This is a genomic window from Pseudomonas sp. GW821-FHT02A08, assembly GCF_059422045.1.
This window is the reverse complement of the sequence record NZ_JBWKWD010000003.1, coordinates 26,626-51,442: the sequence shown is the minus strand read 5'-3', so window position 1 is coordinate 51,442 and position 24,817 is coordinate 26,626. Positions and strand designations below refer to the sequence as shown.

The following is a 24,817-nucleotide window of genomic DNA, read 5'->3' as shown; positions in this document are numbered from 1 at the left end:
CGAGCTTGCTCGCGATGAACGATCACGCGGTCTGGCAGATGATCACTGCGCCAACCACCCACCATCCACATTCCACGCCGCACCGCGCACCTGGCTGCCGGCTTCACTGCACAGGAACAGCACCAGTTCACCCAGTTGCGGCGGTGTCACGAATTCCAGCGATGGCTGCTTTTCAGCGAGCAAATCGTGTTGCGCCTGCTGCGGGTCAACGCCACTGGCGGCACGATCATCAATCTGCTTTTGCACCAGCGGCGTCAATACCCAGCCTGGGCAGATCGCGTTGCAGGTGACCTGGGTGGTCGCGGTCTCCAGCGCGACCACTTTGGTCAAGCCGATCACCCCGTGCTTGGCGGCGACATAGGCGGCCTTGCCCACCGATCCGACCAGGCCATGCACCGAGGCAATGTTGATCACCCGGCCCCAGCCTTTGGCGCGCATGCCCGGCAGGCTCAAACGGGTGCTGTGGAACACCGACGACAGGTTGATGGCAATGATCGAATCCCAGCGCTCCACCGGGAACTCATCCACCGCCGCCACGTGCTGAATGCCTGCGTTGTTGACCAGAATGTCGACGCCGCCGAACTCGCGCTCGGCGTAGGCGATCATGTCGGCAATTTGTGCCGGATCACTGACATCGGCCGGGTGATGGCCGACCTTGCCGCCAAACTGTTCGACTTCGGCAATCACCTTGGAGGCATCGCCGAAACCATTGAGGATCAGGTTGGCCCCAGCCTTGGCCAGGCTGAGGGCAATCCCCAGGCCGATGCCGCTGGTGGAACCGGTGACCAGTGCGGTCTTGCCCGAAAGAATCGTCATGAATACCTCACACAATGCCAGTGGCGTAGAAAGTGCCGATCACCACGAAAACCGCCAGGGTCTTGATCAGCGTAATACAGAAAATGTCTTTGTAAGCCTCGCGGTGGGTCAGGCCGGTGACCGCCAGCAAGGTAATCACCGCGCCGTTGTGCGGTAGGGTGTCCATGCCGCCGCTGGCCATCGCGGCGACCCGGTGCAGCACTTCCAGGGGAATGTTCGCCGCATGGGCGGCGCTGATGAACTGCTCGGACATCGCCGCCAGCGCGATGCTCATACCGCCCGAGGCGGAACCGGTGATGCCGGCCAGCAGGGTCACGGTAATCGCTTCGTTGACTAGCGGATTGGGAATGCTCTTGAGCCAGTCGGCCAGCACCAGAAAGCCGGGCAAGGACGCGATCACGGCACCGAAGCCATATTCCGAGGCGGTGTTCATTGCCGCCAGCAACGCACCGCTGACCGCGCTTTTACTGCCTTCGGCCAGCTTGCGGCTGATCGCCTTGTAGCCGAACGCCAACACCATGAGGATGCCTACCAACAGCGCGGCCTGGACCGCCCAGATCGCCGTGAGCTTGGCGATGTCCGTGGTCACCGGCGCGGCCATGCCCGGCAGCGCGAGGCTGTGGGTCTTGCCGTACACCTGTGGAATCCATTGGGTGAACAGCAAGTTCATGATGCCCACCGCCAGCAGTGGCGAGAGCGCCAGCCACGGGTTGGGCAGCTTGAGGTCGGCGGCGGTTTCCGGCTCGTTGCGCAGATCAGAACCATAACCTTCACCGGCGCGTTGTGCCTTGTTGCGTTGGCGCTGGAGAAACAGCATGCCGGCACAGAACACGAAGATCGTGCCGATCACGCCCAACCACGGCGCCGCCCAGGCAGTGGTGTTGAAGAACGTGCTGGGGATGATGTTCTGGATCTGCGGGGTGCCGGGCAAGGCGTCCATGGTGAACGAGAACGCGCCCAGGGCAATCGTCGCCGGGATCAGGCGCTTGGGGATGTTGCTCTGGCGGAACATTTCAGCGGCAAACGGGTAGACCGCGAACACCACCACAAACAGCGACACGCCGCCGTAGGTCAGCAGGGCGCAGACCAGCACGATCACCAGCATCGCCTGGCGGGTGCCGAGCAGGCGAATTGCCGCCGCGACGATGGAGCGCGAGAAGCCGGACAGTTCGATCAGCTTGCCGAACACCGCGCCGAGCAGGAACACCGGGAAATACAGCTTGATGAAGCCGACCATTTTTTCCATGAACACCCCGGTGAAAGCGGGGGCGACGGCAGACGGGTCGGTCAGCAGGACAGCGCCGAGGGCGGCAATCGGGGCAAAGAGGATAACGCTATAGCCACGGTAGGCAGCCAGCATCAGCAGCGCGAGGGCTGCCAAGGCAATGATCACACTCATGGTGTGTCTCCTGGGTTGTTATTTTTGTTGGGTGAAGCCTGGTAGGAGAGGCGTATAGCGAGTTTTGTGCCATCTTTTTAAGTTATTGAAATATAAGGATATATTTTCAGAATGATGAGCTTGTCAGATGGTTTTGTCTCTGGTTTGAGACTTGCTTTGGCAGTGCCGGCCTCTTCGCGGGCAAGCCCGCTCCCACAGTTGACTGAGTTGGTCAGGAGAGCAAGGTCTCCTGTGGGAGCGGGCTTGCTCGCGAAGGACTTTCCAACAATGGAGATTAATGTCTCTTTATTGAGACTCTGCGATCCCCAGCGCCACCATCTTCTTGTACAGCGTCGACCGCCCCAGCCCCAGCCGCGCCGCTGCATCAACCACCTTGCCCCCGCATTGCGCGAGGGTGGTTTCGATCAATTGCCGGTCAAACCGCTCCCGCGCCGCGCTGAACGTCTCATGGGCAAGCGGTTCGATGGTCAAGGGCGCCACGCGCTCCACCGGTGTGAACGTACCAATCGCCGCGCGGATGTCCGCCACCGTCAGGCGCAAGTCATCACTGAGCAGCGCGGCCCGCTCCAGCACGTTGCGCAGTTCCCGGATGTTCCCCGGCCAGGCGTGTTGGCCCAGCAGTTCCAGGGCTTCGTGGTGCAATTCATGCTGGCTGCGCAGTTCTTCGAGAATGGCTTCGCTGAGGGCCGGCACATCATCCAGTCGGTCGCGCAGGGGCGGAACCTGGATCGGCAGCACGTTGAGCCGGTAGTACAAGTCGGCGCGGAATTCGCCGCGTTTGATGGCTGCTTCGAGGTCCGTAGAGGTCGCGGCGATCACTCGCACATCGCTCTGGATCACTTCGTTGGAGCCCACCGGCTCGAATTCCTTTTCCTGCAACACCCGCAGCAGTTTGCTTTGCAGGGGCAGCGGCATGTCGCCGATTTCGTCGAGGAACAGCGTGCCGCCCTGGGCGATCTGCAATTTGCCGGCGCGGCCTTTGCGGTCGGCACCGGTAAACGCGCCGGGCGCGGTGCCGAAGAATTCGGCCTCCAGCAAGGATTCAGGAATTGCCGCGCTGTTGATACTGACAAACGCCTTGTGCGCGCGGGGCGAGGCATTGTGGATCGCCTGGGCCAGCAGTTCCTTGCCGGTGCCGGTTTCGCCGAGCAGCAACACAGGCGATTCGGTGCTCGCACTGCGCCGGGCGCGACGCTTGACTTCCAGGCTGGCGGCGCTGGTGCCGATGAAGTGGGCGAAGTTGTATTTGGTCTGCCGCGCCCGCAGCAGCGAGCGGGTTGAGGCCAGTTCTTCCTGCATGCTCATGTAACGCTTGAGCATCGGCGACAGGCTGCGCAACTCGTCGAACAGGGCGAAACCGATGGCACCGATCACCACGCCGGCGTCATCGTGAATCGGCAGGCGCATGACCACCAGCGGCTCTTTGGGGGTGTCCTGCATATCCAGCAGAATCGGCCGGCCGGTGCGCACCACTTCACGCAACAGGCTGCCGGGGATCACGCTTTCGCAGGGCTTGCCGATCGCAACTTCGGCCGATTGCAGGCCGAAGCGCCGGGCATAGCGTTCATTCATCCAGACGATGTTGGCATCGCGGTCGACAATCACCGTGCCCTCACTCGATTGCTCGATGATTTCGAACAACGAACGGATCGCCAGCAGGCGAACGCGCTGGTAGTCCTTGAGGCTTTCGGTGGTGTTCATGGGTTTGATCCTGATGATTTATTGCCTGTACTGGCCCCTTCGCGGGCAAGCCCGCTCCCACAGGGGATTTGTGAGCGACACAGATCGAGTGTGGGAGCGGGCTTGCTCGCGAAGGGCGCGCCGCGGTCCAACTGAATGCAACCGATTATGCCTGCCCCAACAATGCCGCCGCCAACAGCTCCTTGGTGTACGGATGCTGTGGTGAGTCAAACACCTCATGGCTGGCGCCGCGTTCCACTACTTTGCCGTCCTTGATCACGATCATGTCGTGGGCCAGGGCGCGCACCACTGCCAGGTCATGGCTGATGAACAGATAGGTCAGCCCGTATTTTTCCTGAAGCTGGCGAAGCAGGGCGACCACTTGTTTTTGCACCGTGCGGTCCAGCGCCGAAGTCGGTTCGTCCAGCAGGATCAGCGCCGGTTTCAGCACCAGCGCCCGGGCGATGGCGATGCGCTGGCGCTGGCCGCCGGAGAACTCGTGGGGATAGCGATGGCGACTTTGCGGGTCGAGGCCGACTTCGCTCAGTGCCCGGATCACTTCGGCATTGCACTCTTCAGTGCTCAACTGGCTGTGCACCTCCAGGCCTTCGCTGATGATCTGCGCCACGGACATTCGCGGGCTGAGGCTGCCGAAGGGGTCCTGGAACACCACCTGCATTTTCTTGCGCCACGGCCGTAGCTGTTTTTGCGTCAGGCCATCCAGCGCCTGGCCCTGAAAGCGGATGCTGCCTTCGGAGTCGAGCAAGCGCAGGATCGCCTGGCCGAGCGTGGACTTGCCCGAACCGGACTCGCCGACGATGCCCAGGGTCTTGCCACGTTGAATGTTCAGGCTGATGCCATCCACGGCCCGCAGCCAGGTCTTGCGCTGAAACAGGCCGCCACCGACGGGAAACCGCACCTGCAGGTTGTCCACCTCCAGTACGTTTTCGCGCTCGTCCCGGGGCAACGCTTCGCCCTCGGGTTCGGCGTGCAGCAATACGCAGCTGTAAGGGTGTTTGGGTTCGGTGAACAGTTTTTCGCAAGGCGCCTGCTCGACGATTTCCCCAGCTTTCATCACGCACACCCGCTGGGCGATGCTGCGCACCAGATTGAGGTCATGGCTGATCAGCAGCAGCGACATGCCAAGCCGCTGTTGCAGGGATTTGAGCAGCAGCAGGATCTTGCGCTGCACCGTCACATCCAGTGCGGTGGTCGGCTCGTCGGCAATCAGCAGTTCCGGTTCGCACGCCAGGGCCATGGCGATCATCACCCGCTGGCGCTGGCCGCCGGACAATTGATGGGGATAGGCCTTCAGGCGTTCCTCCGGTTTCTGGATGCCGACCAGGTGCAGCAATTCCAGGGTCCGCGCTTGCGCCGCATTGCCCGCCAGGCCTTTGTGCACCAGCAAGGTTTCACCGATCTGTTTTTCGATGCTGTGCAGCGGATTGAGGGAGGTCATCGGCTCCTGGAAGATCATCGCGATGCGATTGCCGCGCAGTTGTCGCAACTTGCCGGCGTCGGCGCCCACCAGTTCCTGGCCGCGATAGCGGATGCTGCCCGTCGTCTCGGTATCGGTTTGCGGCAGCAATTGCAGGATCGAGTGGGCCGTCACCGACTTGCCCGAGCCCGATTCGCCCACCAGCGCCAGGCATTCGCCAGGGCGGATGTCCAGGCACAGATTGCGCACCACGGTCTGGCCACTGAAGGCCACGCTGAGGTCACGGATTTCGATCAGGTTGGTCATGTCAACATCCGCATCAAGATCGGGGATCAAACGCGTCGCGCAAGGCTTCGCCAATGAACACCAGTAAAGAAAGAATCAGCGCCAGGGTGAAAAATGCCGTCAGGCCCAGCCACGGCGCTTGCAGGTTCTGCTTGCCCTGGCCGATCAGTTCGCCCAGGGAAGCGCTGCCCGCTGGCATGCCGAAGCCGAGGAAGTCCAGCGCCGTCAGGGTGGAAATCGCCCCGGTCAGAATGAACGGCAAGTAGCTCAAGGTCGCGTTCATGGCGTTGGGCAGAATGTGCCGCACGATGACCTTGCGGTCGGTCAGGCCCAGCGCACGCGCGGCCTTGACGTATTCCAGGTTGCGTCCGCGCAGGAACTCGGCGCGCACCACGTCCACCAGCGCCAGCCATGAAAACAGTGCCATGATCCCCAGCAGCCACCAGAAGTTCGGCTCGACGAAGCCCGACAGGATGATCAGCAGGTACAGCACCGGCAATCCGGACCACACCTCCAGCAGACGCTGGCCGAGCAAGTCCACCCAGCCGCCGTAATAGCCTTGCAGGGCCCCGGCCGCGATGCCGATCAGGGCACTGACTAGGGTCAGCATCAAGGCAAACAGGATCGACACCCGGGCACCGAAGATCACCCGGGCCAGAACGTCCCGCGCCTGGTCGTCGGTGCCCAGCCAGTTGACGCTGGAGGGTGGGCTGGGGGCGGGTGTGTTCAGGTCGTAGTTGGGCGTGTCGTCACTGAACGGAATCGGAGGAAACAGCAGCCAGCCACCATCCTTCTTGATCAGTTTCTGCACGTAGTCGCTGCGGTAGTCGGCCTGGAACGGCAGTTGCCCGCCGAACGCCTGTTCAGTGTGACGCTTGAAGACCGGGAAGTACCACTGGCCTTGATAGCTGACCATCAGCGGTTTGTCGTTGGCGATCAGCTCGCCGCCCAGGGTCAATGCGAACAGACCGATAAACAGCCAGAGCGACCACCAGCCCCGACGGTTTTTCTTGAAACGCTCGAAGCGCCGGCGCGCCAGCGGTGAAAGCTTGAGCATCAGGCGTTCCTCGCGGCGAAGTCGATACGCGGGTCGACCAGGGTGTAGCAGAGGTCGCCGACCAGTTTTATCAGCAGGCCGAACAGGGTGAAGATGAACAGCGAGCCGAACACCACCGGATAGTCCCGGGATACCGCCGCTTCGTAGCTCATGCGGCCCAGGCCGTCGAGGGAGAAGATCACCTCGATCAGCAGGGAACCGGCAAAAAACACACTGATGAACGCCTGGGGAATGCCCGACACCACCAACAGCATGGCGTTGCGGAACACGTGTCCATAGAGCACCCGTCGTTCACTCAAGCCCTTGGCCCGGGCGGTGACCACGTACTGGCGGGTGATTTCATTGAGGAACGAGTTCTTGGTCAGGATGGTCAGTGTGGCGAAGCCGCCGATTACCAGCGAGGTCACCGGCAACACCAGGTGCCAGAAGTAGTCGGCCACCTTGCCAAGGGTCGACAGTGATTCGAAGTTGTCCGAGACCAGGCCGCGAACCGGAAACCAGTTCAGCGAAGTGCCGCCGGCAAAGACCACGATCAGGAACATCGCAAACAGGAACGCCGGCATGGCATAGCCGATGATGATCGCGGTGCTGCTCCAAATGTCGAAATGGCTGCCATGGTGCACGGCCTTGCGGATGCCCAGGGGAATCGACACCAGATAAGTGATCAGCGTCGCCCAGAGCCCGAGGGATATGGTCACGGGCATTTTTTCGAGAATCAGGTCGGTGACGGTGGCGCCGCGGAAGAAGCTCTTGCCGAAGTCCAGGCGCGCGTAGCTGGTGAGCATCAGCCAGAGGCGTTCGTGAGCCGGTTTGTCGAAGCCGTACTGTTTTTCAATGTCCTTGATCAGCTGCGGATCGAGCCCGCGGCTGGATCGGGACTTGCCGCTCATGGCTTCGCCGGAACCACCGCCGACCGCGGCGCCGCCAATGCCTTGCAGGTGCGCGATGGCCTGTTCGACCGGCCCGCCCGGTGCGGCCTGGACGATGACGAAGTTGACCAGGAGAATGATCACCAGCGTCGGAATGATCAGCAGCAGACGCCGCAATATGTAAGCCCACATCAGTGCGGCCCTCCGGGTTTGCCACGGTTGATACGCTCGGCCGTCATCTGTTGGTTGGTCAATGGCGTGGTGCTCATTTCCCACCAGCTCTCGATGGCTTCGTCATTGCTCGCCTGCACGTTCGGGATGCCGAAGCGGTTCCACCACACCGTCGAGGTGCCTGGCGGGTAATAGTTGGGAATCCAGTAGTAATTCCATTGCAGCACCCGGTCCAGGGCATGGGCGTAATGCAGCATGTCAGCCTGGGTATTTGCGTGGATCAGCCCGGTGATCAGGGTGTCCACCGCGGGGTTCTTCAACACCATGTAGTTGTTGGAACCAGGGTCGGTGGCCGCCGCCGAGCCAAAATAATTGACCAGTTCACCCCCCGGAGAGGTGGTGACCGGGTAGCCGGTGACGATCATGTCGTAGTCGCGGCTCATCAGGCGATTGACGTACTGGGAGGAGTCGATGCGGCGGATGTTCAGGTCGATGCCGATCTGTTTCAACGTGCGTTTATAGGGCAGCAGCAGGCGGTCCATGCCGTTCTGGCTGACCAGGAAGGTGAAGCTCAACGGCTCGCCATCGGCATTGACCAATTGATCGCCATCGGGTTTCCAGCCGGCCTGTTCGAGCAGGTCCAGGGCTTGCAACTGCTTGTCGCGAATCACGCCGCTGCCGTCGGTCTTCGGCGCCTCGAAGACCCGGGTGAAGACTTCGTCGGGAATCTGCCCGCGCAGCGGTTCGAGAATTGCCAGCTCACCGGCATCCGGCAGTTGCCGGGCCGCGAGATCGGTATTGGAGAAAAAGCTCTGCTGGCGGATGTACATGTCGCGCATCATCTGCCGGTTGCTCCACTCGAAGTCCCACAGCATCACCAGCGCCTGGCGCACGCGGCGGTCCTGGAACATGGGCTTTTGCAAATTGAACACAAAACCCTGGGCGGGCTGCGGCGCCTCGGTGGCGAGGTGGGCCTTTTGCAGGCGACCGTCGCTCAGCGCCGGGCTGTCGTAGCCGATGGAATAGCCGGTGGCGGAAAATTCGCGATTGTAGTCATAGGCACCACCGCGCAGGACCTGGCGTGCCACGTCGGTATCGCCGAAGTACTCGATGCTGAAGTGATCGAAGTTGTACAGGCCACGGCTGACTGGCAGGTCCTTGCCCCACCAGTCGGGATTGCGCTCGAAGGTGATGCTGCGCCCCGAATCGATCTTGCCGACTTTATAGGGGCCGCTGCCCAACGGCGCTTCATAGCCGCCGCCACCGGCAAAATCGCGGCTCTTCCACCAGTGTTCGGGAAACACCGGCAAGGTCGCGATATCCAGGGGCAGGGTGCGATTTTCGTTGTTCTTGAAATCAAAGCGCACGGTCAGTGGCGATTCCACTTCGACGCTTTTGACATCGGCGAACTGGGTACGGTAACGCAGGCTGCCCTGGGTCATCAGCAGGTCGAAGGTGTAGCGTACGTCTTGGGCGGTAATCGGTTTGCCATCGGCAAAACGCGCCCTGGGGTTGAGGTAAAAGCGCAGGGACAGGCCGTCCTCGGAGCGCTCCATCTTCTCCGCTACCAGGCCGTACACGGTGTACGGCTCGTCAAGCGAACGCTGGGCCAGCGGTGAATAGAGCAAACCGTCGATCTGTGTAACGCCGATGCCTTTGTCGATGTAAGGCAAGACATGGTCGAACTGACCGATTTCGATCGCCGAGCGCCGCATCGTGCCGCCTTTGGGGGCCTGGGGGTTGGTGTAGGCGAAATGACTGAAGCCGGCAGGGTATTTCGCCGGTTCGCCATACACGGTCATTGACGGTTGCGGTGCCGCATTCACACCCGGGGCACACATCAGCAGGGCCACGGCCGTGAACAGCAAGGTAGGGAAAGCCAGTCGCATTGTCAGCCTTAGAGCCGGGTGGTCGTTAACGACAATTTGTACGCTAGCGGCGCGTCCCTCGCCAGCCGTATTGCGCATCACAAACACGACGGCCCACCAATAGGCGGGCCGTTGTGTGAATAGCTCAGGCGTCGATCAGTCCTGACGGCTGGTCACTTCCAGCAGGTGGAAACCGAACTGGGTCTTGACCGGGCCCTGGACCACGTTGAGCGGTGCGCTGAACACCACGGTGTCGAATTCCTTGACCATCTGGCCCGGACCGAACGAACCCAGGTCACCGCCCTGGCGGCTGGATGGGCAAGTAGAGTTTGCCTTGGCAACTTCGGCGAAATCGGCGCCAGCCTCGATTTGGGCCTTGAGTTCGTTGCACTTGGCTTCGGAGGCAACAAGGATGTGACGGGCAGTGGCTTTAGCCATGGAAAAATACTCCTTTCAATACTCGATAAAGTGCTGAGCCTACCGGATTCAGTGAGCTATTTCTCCTCAAAGTTCCGTTCCGCGAGGGATCCACGGCAGGCGGGACCTCAAAGGCCGGCGTCCCTCAAGCGACTGGTATGCTCGACATACAGTTCAACCGGGTCGACACCTGTGCGCAGCTGGCCGGTCGGGTGGCCAATGGTGTCCAGATGATCCAGCGCATAGTCGGACCGGATAACCGTGCCCAGGTGCGAACTGAAGCGACCGACCAAACCGTCGTTCTGCTCGCTTTCCGTGACGAAATAACCGGAAAGGGCCCGGCAGAAGGTGTTGAGCGGATCGAGCGCATAGAGCCCTTTTTCGAGAACATTCGACGACAGCACGCCGCTCCACGAGTAGTAACGAACACCGTTGACCTGTTCGCAGCCCTTGCCACCCCAGGTGGTGGGCAGTCCTTGCGGGTATTTGTCGTTGAATGCGCCTACGCCTTCGGTGGTCAGCGCATTGAGGGCGGCAATGGCGCTGCGCGGTTGATACTGATGGTCGCTTAATGTCGCGAGGAAGTCGGCGAACAGGGTCACCACCGTCTCGGCCACATGTTCCGGCAGGCTGCCCGGTGTCAAAGCCTTGCGCAGGAAATCGGCCAGTTCCGAACCATGGTTAGGCCCGCTGACGGAGGTGACCGACGCCACGCTGTGTGGCGCAATCGCTGCGGCATAACGTGCGGTCAGTGCGCCCTGGCTATGGCCTATGAGGTTGACTCTGCGTGCACCGGTTCCTTCCAGTACCCGTTCGATCTGTGCGAGCAATTGGTCGCCGCGTATCTCGTTGTCATGGATGGCCGACAAGTGGGGAACGAACACTCTGGCTCCGGCGTTCCTCAGTGCCTGCCTGATGTCGTGAAAGAGCTCGAACTTGCCGATTCTTTCGAAGCCGAAAAGGCCATGGACCAGCAGTATTGGGTAACAAGTGCTTGCATTCCTTTGCATGTTCATACCTTTACGCAGAAGTTCATTGGGACTGCATGGCGCTTCACTCTAAAACACTCGAGGGTGGCGTGATGTATGAAAAGTCCGCCGAAACTTGCGGAAAACGGAATAGAACAAGTGCGAATGCTCAAGAGTGGCTGAAGCTTTAGTCGGAACAGTTCGAGGACTTTTCGCGGCAATCAGGTTGCTGCTGATCAATGACCTACTTTGCATGTATCGATTTTCCGAGCGGGCCGGAGGGAGAGGCCGACATCAAGACTGTTCGTCATGAGGTTAAATAGCCACTCAGAGCCGGCCACCTGTCCGGTGTTTATTCCAGGGAATGGAGCGAATGAATGACTGTTTATGAACCCGACACCTTGAATCTCGCGCAGCAACCATTACCACCTCCCATGCTTGAACAGGCGCAAAACGGCGTTCTGGACCCCTCTGAAAAAAAAGTCGTCATCAGGGTCCAGCCTTATCCAGGCATGACCTGCGGCGACAAATTGCTATTGAGTTGGGCGGGGCTGGATGCCGAAGGCCTCGCCTACAATCACCAGGTGGCGCGTTTTGTCAGTGAGGACCGGGTTGGCGAGGACATTATCTTTGCCGTCAGTAGCACGCATATCGAGGTGCTTGAGGGTGGTTCGCTGGAAATAGGTTACTCACTCACGAGCACCGGATTTACCGAGCCCGCGCATTCCCAAAGGTTGCAACTGAGTGTCGGTGATGTGCAATGCGACCTGTTGCCCGCGACGGTGAGCGATGCGGTGGGTAGAACGCTTGATCCGGATCGGGTGAAGGAAGGAGCGATCGTTACGATCAAACCCTATGCGCGCATGGCGGCGGGCGACTGGGTGTTACTGACCTGGGCGGGCGTTTCGGTCGAAGCAAGCTTCAGTGATGCACTCAAGGTCGAGTCCTTCGCTGTGGGGGAGGAACTGTCGTTTTGGGTCAGTCCGGAGTGCATAACGCTCAATCTGGGCTCTTCGGTGTCCGTCGACTATTGCGTCAAGCAGGCAGGGCAGGGGCCTCGTTATTCTGAAGTAACGGCACTGATGATTGGCATCCTGGAGCGGCGTCCACTGCGAGCACCCACTGTGCTGGAAGCCGACGAAGGTTGGGTGGATCTGCAAGATGTGCAGGATGGTTTGTCCGTCATCATCGAAAACCCCAAGGCTGAAAAAGGAGAACGGGTTTACCTGACATGTGAGGGGGAGAAATTCAATCACGGTGACGAGCGCGAAGTAACCAGCGACACCGCAGGCGAGCCGTTGGTGTTCATCGTTCCCTACCCGTTCTGGAGGGAACATCGAGATACCGCGATCCGTGTTTCCTGTTCAGTCGAGCGCCTTGACGGCACCCGCCAGCAATCGGGGGTGACACTGGTTCAGGTGCAGTCCCTGATGGGACATTGATTGCCATTTGCCCTCCTGTCTTCCCATGAGGGCCGGAGGGCGCACGGAGGATGCTGATTATCGGGCGTTGTTTGACGCCCGCAGCCGATCTGCCGCTTCAAGCAACAGTTGCTCTGTGCCGGCCCAACCGAGGCAACCATCGGTCACCGAAACACCGTATTTCAATGACGAACTCAACGGCTGGCAGCCCTCGAACAAATGGCTTTCGATCATCATGCCGATCAGTGAGCGATCACCTTGCAGGCGTTGCTCAAGTACATCGTTGAACACGGCTGGTTGGCGCAACGGGTCCTTGCCGCTGTTGGCGTGGCTGCAATCGACCATGATTCGAGCCGGAATCCTGAGCCTGGTCAGCTCGCTGATCACCTGGGCGACGCTGGCACTGTCGAAGTTCGGCCCACGATGGCCGCCGCGCAATACCAGGTGCGTGTCTGCATTGCCCGGGGTTTGAATGATCGCCGGATGTCCCTGGCTATCGACACCGAAATGGCGATGAGGGTGAGCGGCGGAACGCATGGCGTCGCTGGCGACACCGACACCGCCGTCTGTACCGTTCTTGAACCCTACAGGCATGCCCAGGCCGCTGGCCATTTCCCGGTGGATCTGCGACTCCGTGGTCCGGGCGCCAATCGCCACCCAGCTCAACAGATCATCGAAGTAACCGGCCGCCATCGGTTGCAGCAGTTCAGTGGCAACGGGCAGGCCCAGGCGGAGCATTTCGCGCATCAGCTCGCGGGACAGGGACAGGCCGGCGGCCATGTCATCGCTGCCATCGAGGTGCGGGTCGTAGGCCAGGCCTTTCCAGCCAACCGTGGTACGGGGTTTTTCGACGTAGGCACGCATCACCAGCAGCATTTCGTCGCTGACTTCGGCGGCGAGTCGGGCAAGGTTACCGGCGTATTCGAGGGCTGATTTCGGATCGTGTATCGAGCAGGGGCCGACGATGACCAGCAGACGGGAATCTTCACCGTTGAGGATCGCGCGAACCGCCTGGCGGTGGGCGGTGACTTGCCGGGTGAGGGCGTTGCTGAGGGGCAATTGCTGTTTGAGTTGCAATGAGCTGGGCAGGCGCAGGGTCAGCGCTTCATTGGCAGGGCTCAAAGTGGACAGCGGCAGTGCAGAGACGGACGAGTTCATATTCAAGGCTTCCTGGGCTGGTGGCGGGTTCGTGCCCGCGCGCTCGGCCCTACTGGGGTGTTCGACAATTGGCCGGATTGGCTGCGTGTGTGTGCTTGCCACCTGTGGGTGACCGATCGGAGGTGGCAGGCTGTCCCGAGCGGAGGGTGGTAAATCGCCAGGTGGTAAAACTGTCGTAACGGTAATAAGTGACGTAGTTCATGTTCTGAATCCTCTGAATGTCTGGTGTGTCGCTAAAAGTGTTGGAGGCTGAAAAAACAAAACCCCCGGTCGGGAGGCCGACCGGGGGTTGAGAATTCTCTGGTGGCGACCCGTTTAAAGTGGGCGCCGTGTGGGTATCAGGCGCGCCAGTAGCTAAACCAATACCCAAAATAAAAGCTGACCGGAGCACAACCGTCGTTCACCCGGGCAGCCGCAACCGAGCGCGGGGCGCTGGCGGTACGAAGCTGTAAGAGGGCGTTGAACATGGTCTGTCTCCGATGGATGGACCGAGCTTACTAGAGGCCGGTACGCAGTTTCAATCAGAAAATGCTATCGGCAAACGACGTCACTTTCTATCGCTTGAGTACCCCCACGGTTGTGACACACTTTGCGCTGCAACAACAAACTATCGTCACAAGGACGCACATGACCCTCGCTGTGGAATTGGAATGATGGAACGCCAATGGCGCCCGGCAACACCGGATGACCTGGACTTCGCCCGCGGCCTGACCTGCAGAGGCATGCTGCGTTACTACATTGAGCATGACCTGTTGTGGCAGGACGAAGCGTTTGACGTGGCCTGGGCCGGGCGGGACAACCGTTTGATTACATGGTGCGACGCAGTGCTGGGTTATGTCAGCCTGAGCCGTGATGCCAGAGCCTTGTATATCCGCGAATTGCATATCGTCGAAGCGTTTCGTGGACAGGGCGCTGGTTCCTGGGCGATCGACCAGGTACTGGCTCTGGCATGCCAGGAGCGGCGTCCGGCATTGCGCCTGACGGTTTTCGAAAACAACCCGGCGCAAGCGTTGTACGAGCGCAAGGGATTGAGGGTGGTGGGCAAGGACGAGTGTTTCCTGAAGATGCAGCTGGATATTCCCGGCCTGAATCGCTGCGACACGCTTGCGAGAAGCCTTTCAAGATGAATTGAAACTTTTAATCTGATGCTTTCCGCTAGGTCTGCCAGATGCTTTTTGCTAAGGTGTCTGGCAACCCAATAAGACCATATCGCGAGGTGTCTGCTTGATTAGGGTGCTAGTAGTCGATGACCATGATCTCGTTCGTACAGGCATTACACGAATGCTGGCTGACATCGATGGCCTGCAAGTAGTCGGCCAGGCCGAGTCGGGTGAGGAATCCCTGATCAAGGCGCGTGAGCTGAAGCCCGACGTGGTGTTGATGGACGTCAAGATGCCAGGTATCGGCGGTCTCGAAGCCACTCGCAAATTATTGCGCAGTCATCCGGATATCAAGGTCGTCGCGGTGACCGTGTGTGAAGAGGACCCGTTTCCTACGCGGCTGTTGCAGGCCGGAGCGGCAGGTTACCTGACCAAGGGCGCAGGTTTGCCGGAAATGGTCCAGGCCATTCGCCTGGTATTCGCCGGGCAACGCTACATCAGCCCGCAAATTGCCCAGCAACTGGCGATAAAGTCTTTCCAGCCCACCAATGATTCGCCTTTCGATGCCTTGTCGGAGCGGGAAATCCAGATCGCGCTGATGATCGTCGGCTGCCAGAAAGTACAGATCATTTCCGACAAATTGTGCCTGTCCCCGAAAACCGTGAACACCTACCGTTACCGCATCTTCGAAAAGCTTTCGATCAGCAGTGATGTCGAGTTGACGCTGTTGGCGGTTCGTCATGGCATGGTTGACGCCAGCCTCTGAAAATGAACGACACCTTTGATCCGAGCGCCTTTCTGTCGACCGTTAGCGGGCGCCCCGGCGTGTACCGCATGTTCGACAACGAAGGGCGGTTGCTCTACGTCGGCAAGGCGAAGAACCTCAAGAATCGCCTGTCGAGTTACTTTCGCAAGACCGGGCTTGCCCCCAAGACCGCCGCACTGGTAGCTCGTATCGCCCAGGTCGAGACGACGATCACCGCCAACGAAACCGAAGCCTTGCTACTTGAGCAGACGCTGATCAAGGAATGGCGCCCGCCCTACAACATCCTGCTGCGCGACGATAAATCCTACCCCTACGTCTTTCTCTCCGACGGAGAGTTTCCGCGCCTGAGCATTCATCGCGGCGCGAAAAAGGCCAAGGGCAAATATTTCGGGCCTTACCCGAGCGCCGGTGCGATCCGTGAAAGCCTGAGCCTGCTGCAAAAGACGTTTTTCGTTCGCCAATGCGAAGACAGTTACTACAAGAACCGCACGCGCCCTTGCCTGCAATACCAGATCAAACGCTGCAAGGCGCCCTGCGTCGGGCTGGTGGAGCCCCAGGTGTACGCCGAGGATGTGCGCCATTCGGTGATGTTTCTTGAAGGGCGCAGCAATGCGCTGACTGACGAGTTGTCCGCCGGGATGGAAGAGGCGGCAATCAATCTCGAATTCGAACGGGCAGCCGAGTTGCGGGACCAGATTGCGTTACTGCGCCGGGTCCAGGATCAACAGAGCATGGAGGGCGGGACCGGGGACGTCGATGTGATTGCCGCCTTCGTCAACCCGGGCGGCGCCTGTGTTCACTTGATCAGCGTGCGGGGCGGGCGGGTACTGGGAAGCAAGAACTTCTTCCCTCAGGTCGGTATCGAGGAAGACGTCAGCGAAGTCATGGCCGCGTTTCTCGGCCAGTACTTCATCAGCAGTCCTGAACGCGACTTGCCCAGCGAGTTGATCGTCAATGTGGTCCACGATGATTTTCCCACGCTGATCGCCGCCATCGACGAGTTGCGCGGTCGTGAACTGACCATCAGCCATCGCGTGCGGGGTACTCGGGCGCGCTGGCAACAATTGGCGGTGACCAATGCCGAGCAGGCATTGAGTGCGCGCCTGGCGAATCGTCAGCACATTACGGCGCGCTTCGATGCACTGGCCGAGGTGCTGAAGCTGGATGAACCTCCACAGCGCCTTGAGTGCTACGACATCAGTCACTCCAGCGGCGAGGCGACGGTGGCGTCCTGCGTGGTCTTCGGCCCCGAAGGTCCGATCAAGGCCGATTACCGCCGGTACAACATCGAGGGCGTTACGGCTGGCGATGATTATGCGGCGATGCATCAGGCGCTGACCCGACGTTTCAGCAAACTGAAGGACGGGGAGGGCAAGCTGCCGGATATCCTGCTCGTGGACGGCGGTAAAGGTCAGTTGTCCATGGCCCGCGACGTGCTCGATGAACTGGCCGTGCCTGACCTGATTCTGCTGGGCGTGGCAAAAGGCGCGACGCGCAAGGCCGGTTTCGAAACCCTGTACCTGAACGACGCTGCACATGAGTTCACCTTGCGCGGCGATTCTCCCGCGCTGCACCTGATCCAGCAGATTCGCGACGAGGCCCACCGGTTTGCCATTACCGGGCACCGCGCCCGACGTGGAAAAACCCGTCGGACGTCTACACTGGAAGGCGTCGCCGGCGTCGGGCCCACACGTCGGCGTGATTTGTTGAAACATTTTGGTGGATTGCAGGAGCTGTCTCGTGCAAGCATCGAAGAAATTGCCAAAGCCCCCGGGATCAGTAAAAAGCTCGCAGAGTTGATTTATGCAAATCTGCACAGCGAGTAGAATGCCCCCTCACCTCGTAGCCAGTTGTGCCGATGAATATCCCTAATCTGATTACCGTTCTACGCGTTCTGCTCATACCGATCTTCATTTTGCTGTTTTACCTGCCTTACCAGTGGAGCTACATGGCCTCCGCCTCGGTCTTCGCGTTCGCTGCCGCGACCGACTGGCTGGACGGGTACCTGGCCCGCCGTCTGGAGCAAAGCACACCGTTCGGGGCTTTCCTCGATCCTGTTGCCGACAAGCTGATGGTTGCGGTTGCATTGGTCCTGTTGGTGCAGGAACACGGAAACCTGTGGCTCACGCTGCCGGCTGCCGTGATCATTGGTCGCGAGATTGTCGTCTCGGCACTGCGCGAATGGATGGCCGAACTGGGCGCTCGTGCCCACGTCGCCGTGTCGAACCTTGGCAAATGGAAAACCGCTGCGCAAATGCTGGCGCTTGTGATCCTGCTGGCCAATCCCAAGGATTTCAGTTTCTGGGTCTTGCTGGGCTACACCTTGCTGATGGTGTCGGCTGGCCTGACTTTGTGGTCGATGGTCCAGTACTTGCGGGCTGCCTGGCCACATCTGAAGACCGACGTTGAAAAGAAATAAAACTTTTTTGAATCAAGGGGTTGACGGGGCTTCTGGATTCTATAGAATGCGCCACACCAAGACGCGGGAATAGCTCAGTTGGTAGAGCACGACCTTGCCAAGGTCGGGGTCGCGAGTTCGAGTCTCGTTTCCCGCTCCAAGTTTGTACGCATTTGATGTCGCGCTACTGACAGCAAATGTTTTGAGGCCGAGTAGCAAAATGGTTATGCAGCGGATTGCAAATCCGCCTACGCCGGTTCGATTCCGACCTCGGCCTCCACTATAAACAACCCCGTAGATCAGTGATCTACGGGGTTTTTTATTGTCTTCAAAAAAGTGAAGTGTTCCGCAACTGGCCGATAGTTGACTCTCGCGACGGGCTGCAATCGACTGTGGACTCAACCGGTCGATGCAACAGATTGGCCAAATGTCCTAGACTCGCTTACTCCCAATCAACCAAGGAAGCGTCAATGGGCATGCAAGGAAAAGACCGTCAGATCGACAACATTGAGTTCAATGTCGTTGACATCGACCGAAGCAAGACCTTCTACGCAAGCATATTCGGCTGGAGCTTCGTTGACTACGGCCCGACTTATTCCGAGTTCAGCGACGGACGCATGAGTGGTGGATTCACTACAGGAGAGCCAGTGCGTACGGGTGGGCCTTTGATCATCCTATTTGCGGACGATCTTGAGCAAACCCGGCTAAGGATCAAATCAGCGGGCGCTACCATTAGTCGTGAAATTTTTTCGTTTCCGGGTGGTCGCCGTTTCCACTTCATCGACCCCGATGGCTATGAGTTAGCCGTGTGGTCGACCTCTCCTTGATATCGAGGCGAGCCCTCAACGTTGCGGCTGCAACGCTTTAGGGTGGCAGCAATGTCTCCGACATTACAGAAACGGGCAAAGATCACTACTGTTTTGTAATGTCGGCTCCTGGTCGTTTTCTGCCTGTCACGAAGGGCAGAAGTCGACCCATAGCTGTCTGTCAAGCTGAATCCTCTCACATGCATTCGCGACTAGAGTTTCACTAAAGCCCGGTCAGATTCAACCGTGCAACATCTGGTCTCGAGCGTCTCTGGGAAACCGTTATGACAAATCCGCAAGATAAAACCGAATCCGACGAAGATTTAGCTCAGATGATTATGGGGAAAGGTCCCTACACCTATCTATTGCTGCTCTTACTAGGATTGATCCTTCTGTTTCCCTTTCTTGAGGAAGGTATATTTGCTCGTACGTTGCTTGGCATTCTTTTTTCAATCGTTCTGCTCGTGGGGGCTTTCGCCACCAGGCAGACTCGGCGGGGGCTCATCCTCAAGCTGAGCCTGGCGTTGCTCGGGGTTGGCCTTCAATGGGGAGCGTTGTGGGCTGAGAGTACGGCGATTCTTCGGCTTGCCGGGATAGCTTATGCGGCGTCTCTTGCCGTCTCGTTCAGTGGAGTGCTTCGCTATATTCTCAAGCACGGACCGATTACAGCGGACAAGCTGCATGGTGCGCTTGCGGGTTACATCATGCTGGCCTTCGCCTGGTCGTTCGTATATGCCCTGGTCGAGATGTCAAGGGCTGGCTCATTCGGCCCTGGCCAACTCGACTTCGTACAGCCCGGCACTTTCTTCAAGCTGATCTATTTTAGCCTCACGACGCTCACAACCACCGGTTACGGTGATGTTATTCCTATGACCAACCATGCTCGCTCACTTGTGATGGTCGAAGAGTTTTCAGGAGTCTTTTACGTTGGAGTTGTGATAGCGAGGTTTGCCGGTCTTTATCCATCGAATCAGACTAAGTGACTTTCGATTTGCCTGAGCCACCTCCGGGCATTAGTGAATGCCCCCTCCCTGATTGAGTAGACACTTCCGACCGACTGCTAATGGCCGATTTCTGTCTCTCACGAGGGGCTGAAACCGACCCAGAGCAGCCAGTCAGAATCACCCTATGGCGTGGGTAATCCCAATTCACGGGCTTCGCGGCTGACACTCATTTTTTCGCCAGCGAGTACAGGTGGGTGACCGAGTAGGCGTTTAGCGGCGTCCAGGCTGTCATTTGCGGGTGCGAGCAATGCCTGCAAGGTGTCTGGGTTGATGACACCCCAGTTCGACAAATCGAAGCAACCGGAACCACTACAGACAGCTTGATAGACGACTCGGGGAGAACCGTTCATGTCCGTGTCGCATCTTCCACCAATGAAGTCGATGTTGCTGTAACGCAGAGTCGTTGATCGGATGCCTTTTTCGACACTCAGTATGACATCTGCACCCTCGGTGGAACGCAGGGGCAGGGTGGCATCGACGCGAATGGTCACGGTTGCGTTTGCACATTGGAAGACTTGTTTCGCCAGGATCGGCTGAGACAGGAGCATGGCAAATAAAGAGGTGGCTGCAATCCGTAGCATGAGGAGTAGCTCAATCGTTTTTAGAGCGCGGATGCTATCAGGGGCAGCTGTTTCTAAAAAGGATGCATGATCAGCAGGCTCGGCCAATCAAATGCCTGCATCGACTCCAATCGACCATCATTGATCCAACTGCCGAACGACTGCTTTTGGCTGTGGATTCAACCGGTCACGACCGGTTGAATCCACAACCTATTGCAGACGCTCAAGCGACAGAACACAGATTTACTTTTTTCACTTTCACGCTTTGTCTTTCACTCAGAAAAGTGGAGGCAAGCCGGTACGGGGCACGCCACAATTCATGCTGACTAAAGAACAGCGTCACACGGTTGGAACTGTTCCACCATCAATCACATATTCGGTGCCAGTAATGGCGCTCGCAAGCGGCGAGACAAGGAATGCGATGAGATCAGCGACTTCCTTTGGTCTGGCGGGGCGCCCGATCGGGATACCTCCCAGCGAGCCCATCACGATTTGGCAGCCACCCTCATAATCGGTGCCGTTCTGCCTCGCGATTTCCTTCACAAAGGCGACTGAGGCCTCCGTCTCCACCCACCCCGGTGACACCCGGACCACACGCACGCCCTTGGGGCTGACCTCTTTGGAAAGACCCTTGCTGTAGTTCGAAAGCGCGGCCTTGGCTGCGGCATACGCCAGGGTGGACTCAGGTAGCGGCAGCTGGTTCTGGATAGAAGTGACATGGATGATGACGCCCGAACCCTGCTTGAGCAGCATGGGCAGTAGTGCTCGGTCGAGGCGAACTGCCGAGAGCAGGTTCAGGTCCAGAGCCCGCTGCCACTCCTGGTCATCGAGCATCGCGTAGCCACCGGCGGGAGCCGATGATCCACCTGCGACATGAACGATGATATCGAGCCCGCCGAGACGCTCATGGACGGCATAAATGACGCTGGCACATCCCTCGCTGGTGGTGATGTCCGCCGAGATGAAGATGTTCTCGGGCAGGTGCTCGGGACGCGAACGCGCCGCTACCAGGACTTTTACGCCAGCCTCGCGTAAGCGGCTGACGACGGCTTCTCCAATGCCCTTGGTCCCGCCGGTGACCAATGCCCGGCGGCCTTCGAGTTCCAGTGCGATGCTCATCAGCGGATCTCCAAGGATGCGATCTTGCTGTTGTCGAGTACAAAGGTGTAGGTGAGTTCGACGGGGCTACCAGGAAAGTTCCCGCTCAGCCGAGCGAGCAGGGTGATGGTCTGTCCTTCCTGCGAGCTGCTCAAAGGTTCGATACTGTATTGGTACTTGGCCTGCGAAGCTTGCTTCCAGGCTTTGATAGTCTCCAGTCCCTTGTAGGTGTGACCTTCGTCGCGCACGGTGGCGTCCGTGGCGAAGCAGCGCTCCAGTATCTCGATGTCGGTATTTTTTTCGCCTGCAAGGTAGCTGGCGATTGATTCAGGCAATTCGATTTTCATGGCGTATTTCCTCGCTGATGTGAGGATGACTTCACACACATGCTCGCTGTAGGCTTACCAGATGGCAAGAACCCACGAAAAAGTAAGTTAGGTAAATATGAGAGAGATTTATACCCCGTCGACCGCGGCCTGCAGCGTGGAAGCAGTGCTCCGGCAACTCGAAGGTCGCTGGAAATTGGTGATCCTGTTCCACCTCTTCGGTGGCCAGGTGCAACGCTTTTCCGAGTTGGAAAAGCTAATCCCCGAGATATCCCAGAAGATGCTCGCCCAGCAGTTACGTCAGTTGGAAGCGGATGGCATCGTGCATCGCACCGCCTATCCGCAAGTACCGCCTAAAGTGGAATATCGCATGACAGAGTGGGGCCAGGCGCTGTGTCCGGCATTGGATGCACTATTGCAATGGGCGGAACTTAGGAAGACGCTCAATCCAGATGCTTGAGCCCCCGAGGTTTCGCAGCCTCACATGAGAGGCTGCTATTGGCCGATTTGAGCCTGACGCGTAGGGCAGCGGCAGCAGTCAACCCATTTTAGATAGTCGCTCAGTCTTTGATCGCACTGTAATCCCCTCGGGACTGGCACACGGCGTCGCCAACGTTTGCCTTTCGATACTCCCACTGAGATTCGCTTTGCAGTTCCAGGACTTGCCAATGGAAGCGCTCCAGAGAGGCATTGTGACCGACGCTGATCAGGATCGACTCCGGTAGTGTTTGTTTAAGCAACTGATAACAGCGCGCCTCGTTCACTGAATCGAGCGCCGAACTACTCTCGTCGAGGAACAGCAGCGCGGGGCGGGTCATCAACGCCCGTACAAAGGCACAACGCTGCAATTCGCCAATGCTCAGGGTCTGAGTCCAGTCAAGTTCCTGATCCAGGTGTTCGCTCAGGTGTTGCAGGCCGACTTGCTGCATGGCCGAGCGCAGGGCAGTGTCTTTTTCGTGATGAGGCGGATGGGGATACCAGAGAGCCTCTCGGAGGCTACCCAGCGGCAGATAGGGTTTTTGCGAGAGTGTCAGGGTCCGCTCTCGGTCGAAAGCGGTTGAACCCCTGGCATGAGGCCAAAGCCCTGTGATCGCACGAATCAGCGTCGACTTGCCGTAGCCGGACGGGGCATTGATCAACAGGCTGTCGCCGGGTTGGAGTGAAAGATTAAAGCCTGTGAGCAAGCGCCGGCCATTGGGCAACCAGATGTCCAGGTCCTTGATATGGAAGCCTTTGGACTGTTGACCAACGATGACCTTCGACTCGACCTCGACGCTATCCAGTCGCTCCTGGAAACCGACCAGCCGGTCGATCACCGATTTCCACTCGGACAGTTCCGGGAACACTTCAACCAGATAAGCGATGGCCGCATGCACTTCGCCGAAGGCGGCGCTTATCTGGGTCAGGCGGCCGAGTGAGAATGCGCCGGCAAAAAACTGTGGCGCCATGATGAACATCGGTATGACGGTGGCGCTGCGCAAGTAGAACGTCGAATAGCCCATGACCAATTTCTGTTTTTTTACCAGCGCCCAGAAGTTTTCCAGGGCCGCCTCCAGCCGTTGATTGAAACGGAGGTTTTCCACGGTTTCGCCTCGGTATTGAGCGACCGAATCGGCATTTTCTCTCAGCCGCATCAGCGAAAACCGGAAATCCGCTTCGCGCCGCTGTTGCATGAAATTGAGTCGTGGCAATGCGCGTCCCAGCCAGAACGCGAAGCCCGTGCCCAATAGCGCGTAAACCAGGGCGATCCATACCAGCAACCCCGGAATGACCACGGATTGGCCGGCGAACGGAATACTGACCAGGCCGGAAGCCTGCCAGAGGATATGCAGGAAGGAAAACAGCGAGACCACGGACGTCAACAGTCCCAAACTCAATTTGAGCGATTTGATAATGAATAGATCGATGTCCTCGGCGATCCGCTGATCGGGGTTGTCGACGTCGGCCCCGGTCAACTTCATTTTCTGGTAACGCTGGCTATCCAGCCATTGATCGAGCATGTTCCGTGTGGCCCAGCGGCGCCAGCGCAATGTCAGCTTCTGCTGGAAGTGAAACGCAGCCACGGTAAAGGTGGCGGTACCGATTTGCAGCAGGATGAACTGGAGGCCGCCGAGGATAAAACCTTGGTAGTCCTTGTCCTGCAAGGCATTGTAAAAGTGCAGGTTCCAGAAGTTGGTGAGGATATTGATCCCCACCAGGCACAGTGTCATCAGCACCGTAGCGACAAGCAGCAGCAGGGCCGGATACTTTTGTTCGGATAACCAGAAAGGTCGAGCGAGACGCCAGAAATTGCGGAGTGTGTGCATGTGGTCCTGGGGAGCCAGGTTGCTGGCGACGTTGAGTTTGAAAGGGAGGGGAGGTAGGATTCGCCAATGCTAATCGTTTGCAATAATTAGGGAAAGTCGCGGGAGAGCCGTTATCGAATTCCCAGAATGGCTTAACCAGACCTGGCCGCCGATACAACGGGTAATCCGTAGTGATCATGGTGACCCGCCTTTCATACGCTTGAGCCGAATGGCCGACCCCGTCGTGCTGCAACCACTGCTGACCCGATTCGCCCTGCTTTATCCAGGAGTGAACCGCGCAGCCGTAGTTTCACAGTGGTCGATGAACTATATGGGCATCGTCCTGCCCGCCGCCCTGGCCTGTGTTCTCACACGTCATCACGCGATCGACTTCTGGGGCGAGGAGACCGTGCTGTTTCACGATGACGGTCAACCACAGGCGCTGGGGCTGGCCGCCCATTTACCGACCCTGCCTCCCGAAGACCGAGCAGCCTACTGGTCGCGGTTGATCCACGAGCATCTGGCACCGGTTTTCACCACCCTGGCTGCCGCCGGTGGCCTGGCCCCGAAAGTATTGTGGGGCAATATGGTCGCCATCTGGGACGGTGCCTTTGCGAGAATGGATGCCAATTTGTCCAGGGATGGATTCGCCGAGGCGCACCAGTGGCTGGAGTCGGCCACGGTGAATGACGGGCGCCTGAAGTTACGGAGCCTGCAGCGCATGGTCGAGTCACCTGCGCCGGACATTTGTGCCCAACTTCCATTGCGTCGACATTGCTGCCTGCATTACCAGTTGCACAAGCCCATTGAAAGTGAGCCACCCGTGCTATGCGAGTCGTGCCCCAAGCTGCATCGATTGCCGGTGGCAGAACAGGTGAGTTACCTGAACTACATCTATGCGGACGATTGAACGACTCACCGTGCAAT

General features: G+C 58.8%; 23 protein-coding genes and 2 tRNA genes. 11 read left to right on the top strand and 14 right to left on the bottom strand.

What is annotated here, in order from left to right:
- Window positions 1-42: 42 nt before the first annotated feature.
- From AC07W4_RS03520 to AC07W4_RS03480, 9 genes are all read right to left on the bottom strand, one after another.
- Window positions 43-816 carry a 3-hydroxybutyrate dehydrogenase gene (locus AC07W4_RS03520; protein ID WP_495031501.1) on the bottom strand — a complete coding sequence of 258 codons (774 nt, stop codon included), beginning with the start codon at window positions 814-816 and terminating at the stop codon, window positions 43-45.
- Between the two features lie 7 nt (window positions 817-823).
- Window positions 824-2,215: a GntP family permease gene (locus AC07W4_RS03515; RefSeq protein ID WP_495031500.1), complete on the bottom strand. Its 1,392-nt coding sequence runs from the start codon at window positions 2,213-2,215 to the stop codon at window positions 824-826.
- Window positions 2,216-2,500: 285 nt separating this feature from the next.
- Window positions 2,501-3,916, bottom strand: coding sequence for a sigma-54 interaction domain-containing protein (locus tag AC07W4_RS03510; RefSeq protein WP_008051990.1), 1,416 nt, complete (start codon window positions 3,914-3,916; stop codon window positions 2,501-2,503).
- Window positions 3,917-4,061: 145 nt separating this feature from the next.
- Window positions 4,062-5,639: an ABC transporter ATP-binding protein gene (locus AC07W4_RS03505; protein WP_495031499.1), complete on the bottom strand. Its 1,578-nt coding sequence runs from the start codon at window positions 5,637-5,639 to the stop codon at window positions 4,062-4,064.
- Between the two features lie 13 nt (window positions 5,640-5,652).
- Window positions 5,653-6,675 carry an ABC transporter permease gene (locus tag AC07W4_RS03500; protein ID WP_495031498.1) on the bottom strand — a complete coding sequence of 341 codons (1,023 nt, stop codon included), beginning with the start codon at window positions 6,673-6,675 and terminating at the stop codon, window positions 5,653-5,655.
- Window positions 6,675-7,736, bottom strand: coding sequence for a microcin C ABC transporter permease YejB (locus AC07W4_RS03495; RefSeq protein ID WP_008051987.1), 1,062 nt, complete (start codon window positions 7,734-7,736; stop codon window positions 6,675-6,677). Before AC07W4_RS03495 ends, AC07W4_RS03500 begins: the two co-directional genes overlap by 1 nt.
- Entirely contained in the window at window positions 7,736-9,604 is a 1,869-nt protein-coding gene (locus AC07W4_RS03490) for an extracellular solute-binding protein (protein ID WP_008051986.1), read from the bottom strand. Before AC07W4_RS03490 ends, AC07W4_RS03495 begins: the two co-directional genes overlap by 1 nt.
- A 135-nt stretch (window positions 9,605-9,739) precedes the next feature.
- Window positions 9,740-10,021, bottom strand: coding sequence for a peptidylprolyl isomerase (locus tag AC07W4_RS03485; RefSeq protein ID WP_008051985.1), 282 nt, complete (start codon window positions 10,019-10,021; stop codon window positions 9,740-9,742).
- 107 nt (window positions 10,022-10,128) lie between these two features.
- Complete coding sequence (locus AC07W4_RS03480; protein ID WP_495031497.1) at window positions 10,129-11,010, bottom strand: esterase/lipase family protein; 882 nt, start codon at window positions 11,008-11,010, stop codon at window positions 10,129-10,131.
- Window positions 11,011-11,345: 335 nt separating this feature from the next.
- Here AC07W4_RS03480 and AC07W4_RS03475 point away from each other — a divergent pair, with 335 nt between their 5' ends.
- On the top strand, window positions 11,346-12,410 hold the full coding sequence (locus AC07W4_RS03475; protein WP_495031496.1) for a hypothetical protein: 1,065 nt from the start codon (window positions 11,346-11,348) through the stop codon (window positions 12,408-12,410).
- 57 nt (window positions 12,411-12,467) lie between these two features.
- Here the strand turns inward: AC07W4_RS03475 and AC07W4_RS03470 are convergent, their stop codons facing one another.
- Window positions 12,468-13,547, bottom strand: coding sequence for a 3-deoxy-7-phosphoheptulonate synthase (locus AC07W4_RS03470; protein ID WP_495031495.1), 1,080 nt, complete (start codon window positions 13,545-13,547; stop codon window positions 12,468-12,470).
- A gap of 653 nt (window positions 13,548-14,200) precedes the next feature.
- Here AC07W4_RS03470 and AC07W4_RS03465 point away from each other — a divergent pair.
- From AC07W4_RS03465 to AC07W4_RS03430, 8 genes are all read left to right on the top strand, one after another.
- Window positions 14,201-14,674 (top strand): GNAT family N-acetyltransferase, encoded by a 474-nt coding sequence (locus AC07W4_RS03465; RefSeq protein WP_495031622.1) that lies wholly within the window; start codon window positions 14,201-14,203, stop codon window positions 14,672-14,674.
- A gap of 97 nt (window positions 14,675-14,771) precedes the next feature.
- Complete coding sequence (gene gacA, locus AC07W4_RS03460) at window positions 14,772-15,413, top strand: response regulator transcription factor GacA (protein WP_032829778.1); 642 nt, start codon at window positions 14,772-14,774, stop codon at window positions 15,411-15,413.
- A gap of 2 nt (window positions 15,414-15,415) precedes the next feature.
- Complete coding sequence (uvrC, locus tag AC07W4_RS03455; protein WP_495031494.1) at window positions 15,416-17,239, top strand: excinuclease ABC subunit UvrC; 1,824 nt, start codon at window positions 15,416-15,418, stop codon at window positions 17,237-17,239.
- A gap of 32 nt (window positions 17,240-17,271) precedes the next feature.
- Window positions 17,272-17,832, top strand: coding sequence for a CDP-diacylglycerol--glycerol-3-phosphate 3-phosphatidyltransferase (pgsA, locus tag AC07W4_RS03450; protein WP_008051977.1), 561 nt, complete (start codon window positions 17,272-17,274; stop codon window positions 17,830-17,832).
- A gap of 63 nt (window positions 17,833-17,895) precedes the next feature.
- Window positions 17,896-17,971: transfer RNA gene (locus tag AC07W4_RS03445), tRNA-Gly, on the top strand.
- 46 nt (window positions 17,972-18,017) lie between these two features.
- Window positions 18,018-18,091: transfer RNA gene (locus AC07W4_RS03440), tRNA-Cys, on the top strand.
- 190 nt (window positions 18,092-18,281) lie between these two features.
- Complete coding sequence (locus tag AC07W4_RS03435) at window positions 18,282-18,638, top strand: VOC family protein (protein ID WP_495031493.1); 357 nt, start codon at window positions 18,282-18,284, stop codon at window positions 18,636-18,638.
- Window positions 18,639-18,901: 263 nt separating this feature from the next.
- Entirely contained in the window at window positions 18,902-19,600 is a 699-nt protein-coding gene (locus AC07W4_RS03430) for an ion channel (RefSeq protein WP_495031492.1), read from the top strand.
- A 143-nt stretch (window positions 19,601-19,743) separates the two neighbouring features.
- On the opposite strand, the gene AC07W4_RS03425 is transcribed toward AC07W4_RS03430, so the two are convergent.
- From AC07W4_RS03425 to AC07W4_RS03415, 3 genes are all read right to left on the bottom strand, one after another.
- Window positions 19,744-20,289, bottom strand: coding sequence for a hypothetical protein (locus AC07W4_RS03425; protein WP_495031491.1), 546 nt, complete (start codon window positions 20,287-20,289; stop codon window positions 19,744-19,746).
- Between the two features lie 231 nt (window positions 20,290-20,520).
- The gene (locus AC07W4_RS03420) at window positions 20,521-21,300 is read right to left on the bottom strand and encodes an SDR family oxidoreductase (protein ID WP_495031490.1); all 780 of its coding nucleotides are present in this window, start codon (window positions 21,298-21,300) and stop codon (window positions 20,521-20,523) included.
- On the bottom strand, window positions 21,300-21,626 hold the full coding sequence (locus tag AC07W4_RS03415; protein ID WP_495031489.1) for a nuclear transport factor 2 family protein: 327 nt from the start codon (window positions 21,624-21,626) through the stop codon (window positions 21,300-21,302). Before AC07W4_RS03415 ends, AC07W4_RS03420 begins: the two co-directional genes overlap by 1 nt.
- Before the next feature lie 97 nt (window positions 21,627-21,723).
- Here AC07W4_RS03415 and AC07W4_RS03410 point away from each other — a divergent pair, with 97 nt between their 5' ends.
- Entirely contained in the window at window positions 21,724-22,065 is a 342-nt protein-coding gene (locus AC07W4_RS03410; RefSeq protein WP_495031488.1) for a winged helix-turn-helix transcriptional regulator, read from the top strand.
- Between the two features lie 100 nt (window positions 22,066-22,165).
- Here the strand turns inward: AC07W4_RS03410 and AC07W4_RS03405 are convergent, their stop codons facing one another.
- A complete protein-coding gene (locus tag AC07W4_RS03405; protein ID WP_495031487.1) occupies window positions 22,166-23,911 on the bottom strand; it encodes an ABC transporter ATP-binding protein/permease in 1,746 nt (581 codons plus the stop codon).
- A 208-nt stretch (window positions 23,912-24,119) separates the two neighbouring features.
- Here AC07W4_RS03405 and fhuF point away from each other — a divergent pair, with 208 nt between their 5' ends.
- Entirely contained in the window at window positions 24,120-24,800 is a 681-nt protein-coding gene (gene fhuF, locus AC07W4_RS03400; RefSeq protein ID WP_495031486.1) for a siderophore-iron reductase FhuF, read from the top strand.
- The last annotated feature ends 17 nt before the right edge of the window (window positions 24,801-24,817 follow it).

What these genes read in the sequence shown, in the direction of transcription:
- AC07W4_RS03520 (WP_495031501.1), bottom strand. Translation starts at nt 816, where the DNA reads ATGACGATTCTTTCGGGCAAGACCGCACTGGTCACCGGTTCCACCAGC.
- AC07W4_RS03515 (WP_495031500.1), bottom strand. Translation starts at nt 2,215, where the DNA reads ATGAGTGTGATCATTGCCTTGGCAGCCCTCGCGCTGCTGATGCTGGCT.
- AC07W4_RS03510 (WP_008051990.1), bottom strand. Translation starts at nt 3,916, where the DNA reads ATGAACACCACCGAAAGCCTCAAGGACTACCAGCGCGTTCGCCTGCTG.
- AC07W4_RS03505 (WP_495031499.1), bottom strand. Translation starts at nt 5,639, where the DNA reads ATGACCAACCTGATCGAAATCCGTGACCTCAGCGTGGCCTTCAGTGGC.
- AC07W4_RS03500 (WP_495031498.1), bottom strand. Translation starts at nt 6,675, where the DNA reads ATGCTCAAGCTTTCACCGCTGGCGCGCCGGCGCTTCGAGCGTTTCAAG.
- AC07W4_RS03495 (WP_008051987.1), bottom strand. Translation starts at nt 7,736, where the DNA reads ATGTGGGCTTACATATTGCGGCGTCTGCTGCTGATCATTCCGACGCTG.
- AC07W4_RS03490 (WP_008051986.1), bottom strand. Translation starts at nt 9,604, where the DNA reads ATGCGACTGGCTTTCCCTACCTTGCTGTTCACGGCCGTGGCCCTGCTG.
- AC07W4_RS03485 (WP_008051985.1), bottom strand. Translation starts at nt 10,021, where the DNA reads ATGGCTAAAGCCACTGCCCGTCACATCCTTGTTGCCTCCGAAGCCAAG.
- AC07W4_RS03480 (WP_495031497.1), bottom strand. Translation starts at nt 11,010, where the DNA reads ATGCAAAGGAATGCAAGCACTTGTTACCCAATACTGCTGGTCCATGGC.
- AC07W4_RS03475 (WP_495031496.1), top strand. Translation starts at nt 11,346, where the DNA reads ATGACTGTTTATGAACCCGACACCTTGAATCTCGCGCAGCAACCATTA.
- AC07W4_RS03470 (WP_495031495.1), bottom strand. Translation starts at nt 13,547, where the DNA reads ATGAACTCGTCCGTCTCTGCACTGCCGCTGTCCACTTTGAGCCCTGCC.
- AC07W4_RS03465 (WP_495031622.1), top strand. Translation starts at nt 14,201, where the DNA reads ATGGAACGCCAATGGCGCCCGGCAACACCGGATGACCTGGACTTCGCC.
- uvrC (WP_495031494.1), top strand. Translation starts at nt 15,416, where the DNA reads ATGAACGACACCTTTGATCCGAGCGCCTTTCTGTCGACCGTTAGCGGG.
- pgsA (WP_008051977.1), top strand. Translation starts at nt 17,272, where the DNA reads ATGAATATCCCTAATCTGATTACCGTTCTACGCGTTCTGCTCATACCG.
- AC07W4_RS03435 (WP_495031493.1), top strand. Translation starts at nt 18,282, where the DNA reads ATGGGCATGCAAGGAAAAGACCGTCAGATCGACAACATTGAGTTCAAT.
- AC07W4_RS03430 (WP_495031492.1), top strand. Translation starts at nt 18,902, where the DNA reads ATGACAAATCCGCAAGATAAAACCGAATCCGACGAAGATTTAGCTCAG.
- AC07W4_RS03420 (WP_495031490.1), bottom strand. Translation starts at nt 21,300, where the DNA reads ATGAGCATCGCACTGGAACTCGAAGGCCGCCGGGCATTGGTCACCGGC.
- AC07W4_RS03415 (WP_495031489.1), bottom strand. Translation starts at nt 21,626, where the DNA reads ATGAAAATCGAATTGCCTGAATCAATCGCCAGCTACCTTGCAGGCGAA.
- AC07W4_RS03410 (WP_495031488.1), top strand. Translation starts at nt 21,724, where the DNA reads ATGAGAGAGATTTATACCCCGTCGACCGCGGCCTGCAGCGTGGAAGCA.
- AC07W4_RS03405 (WP_495031487.1), bottom strand. Translation starts at nt 23,911, where the DNA reads ATGCACACACTCCGCAATTTCTGGCGTCTCGCTCGACCTTTCTGGTTA.
- fhuF (WP_495031486.1), top strand. Translation starts at nt 24,120, where the DNA reads ATGGCCGACCCCGTCGTGCTGCAACCACTGCTGACCCGATTCGCCCTG.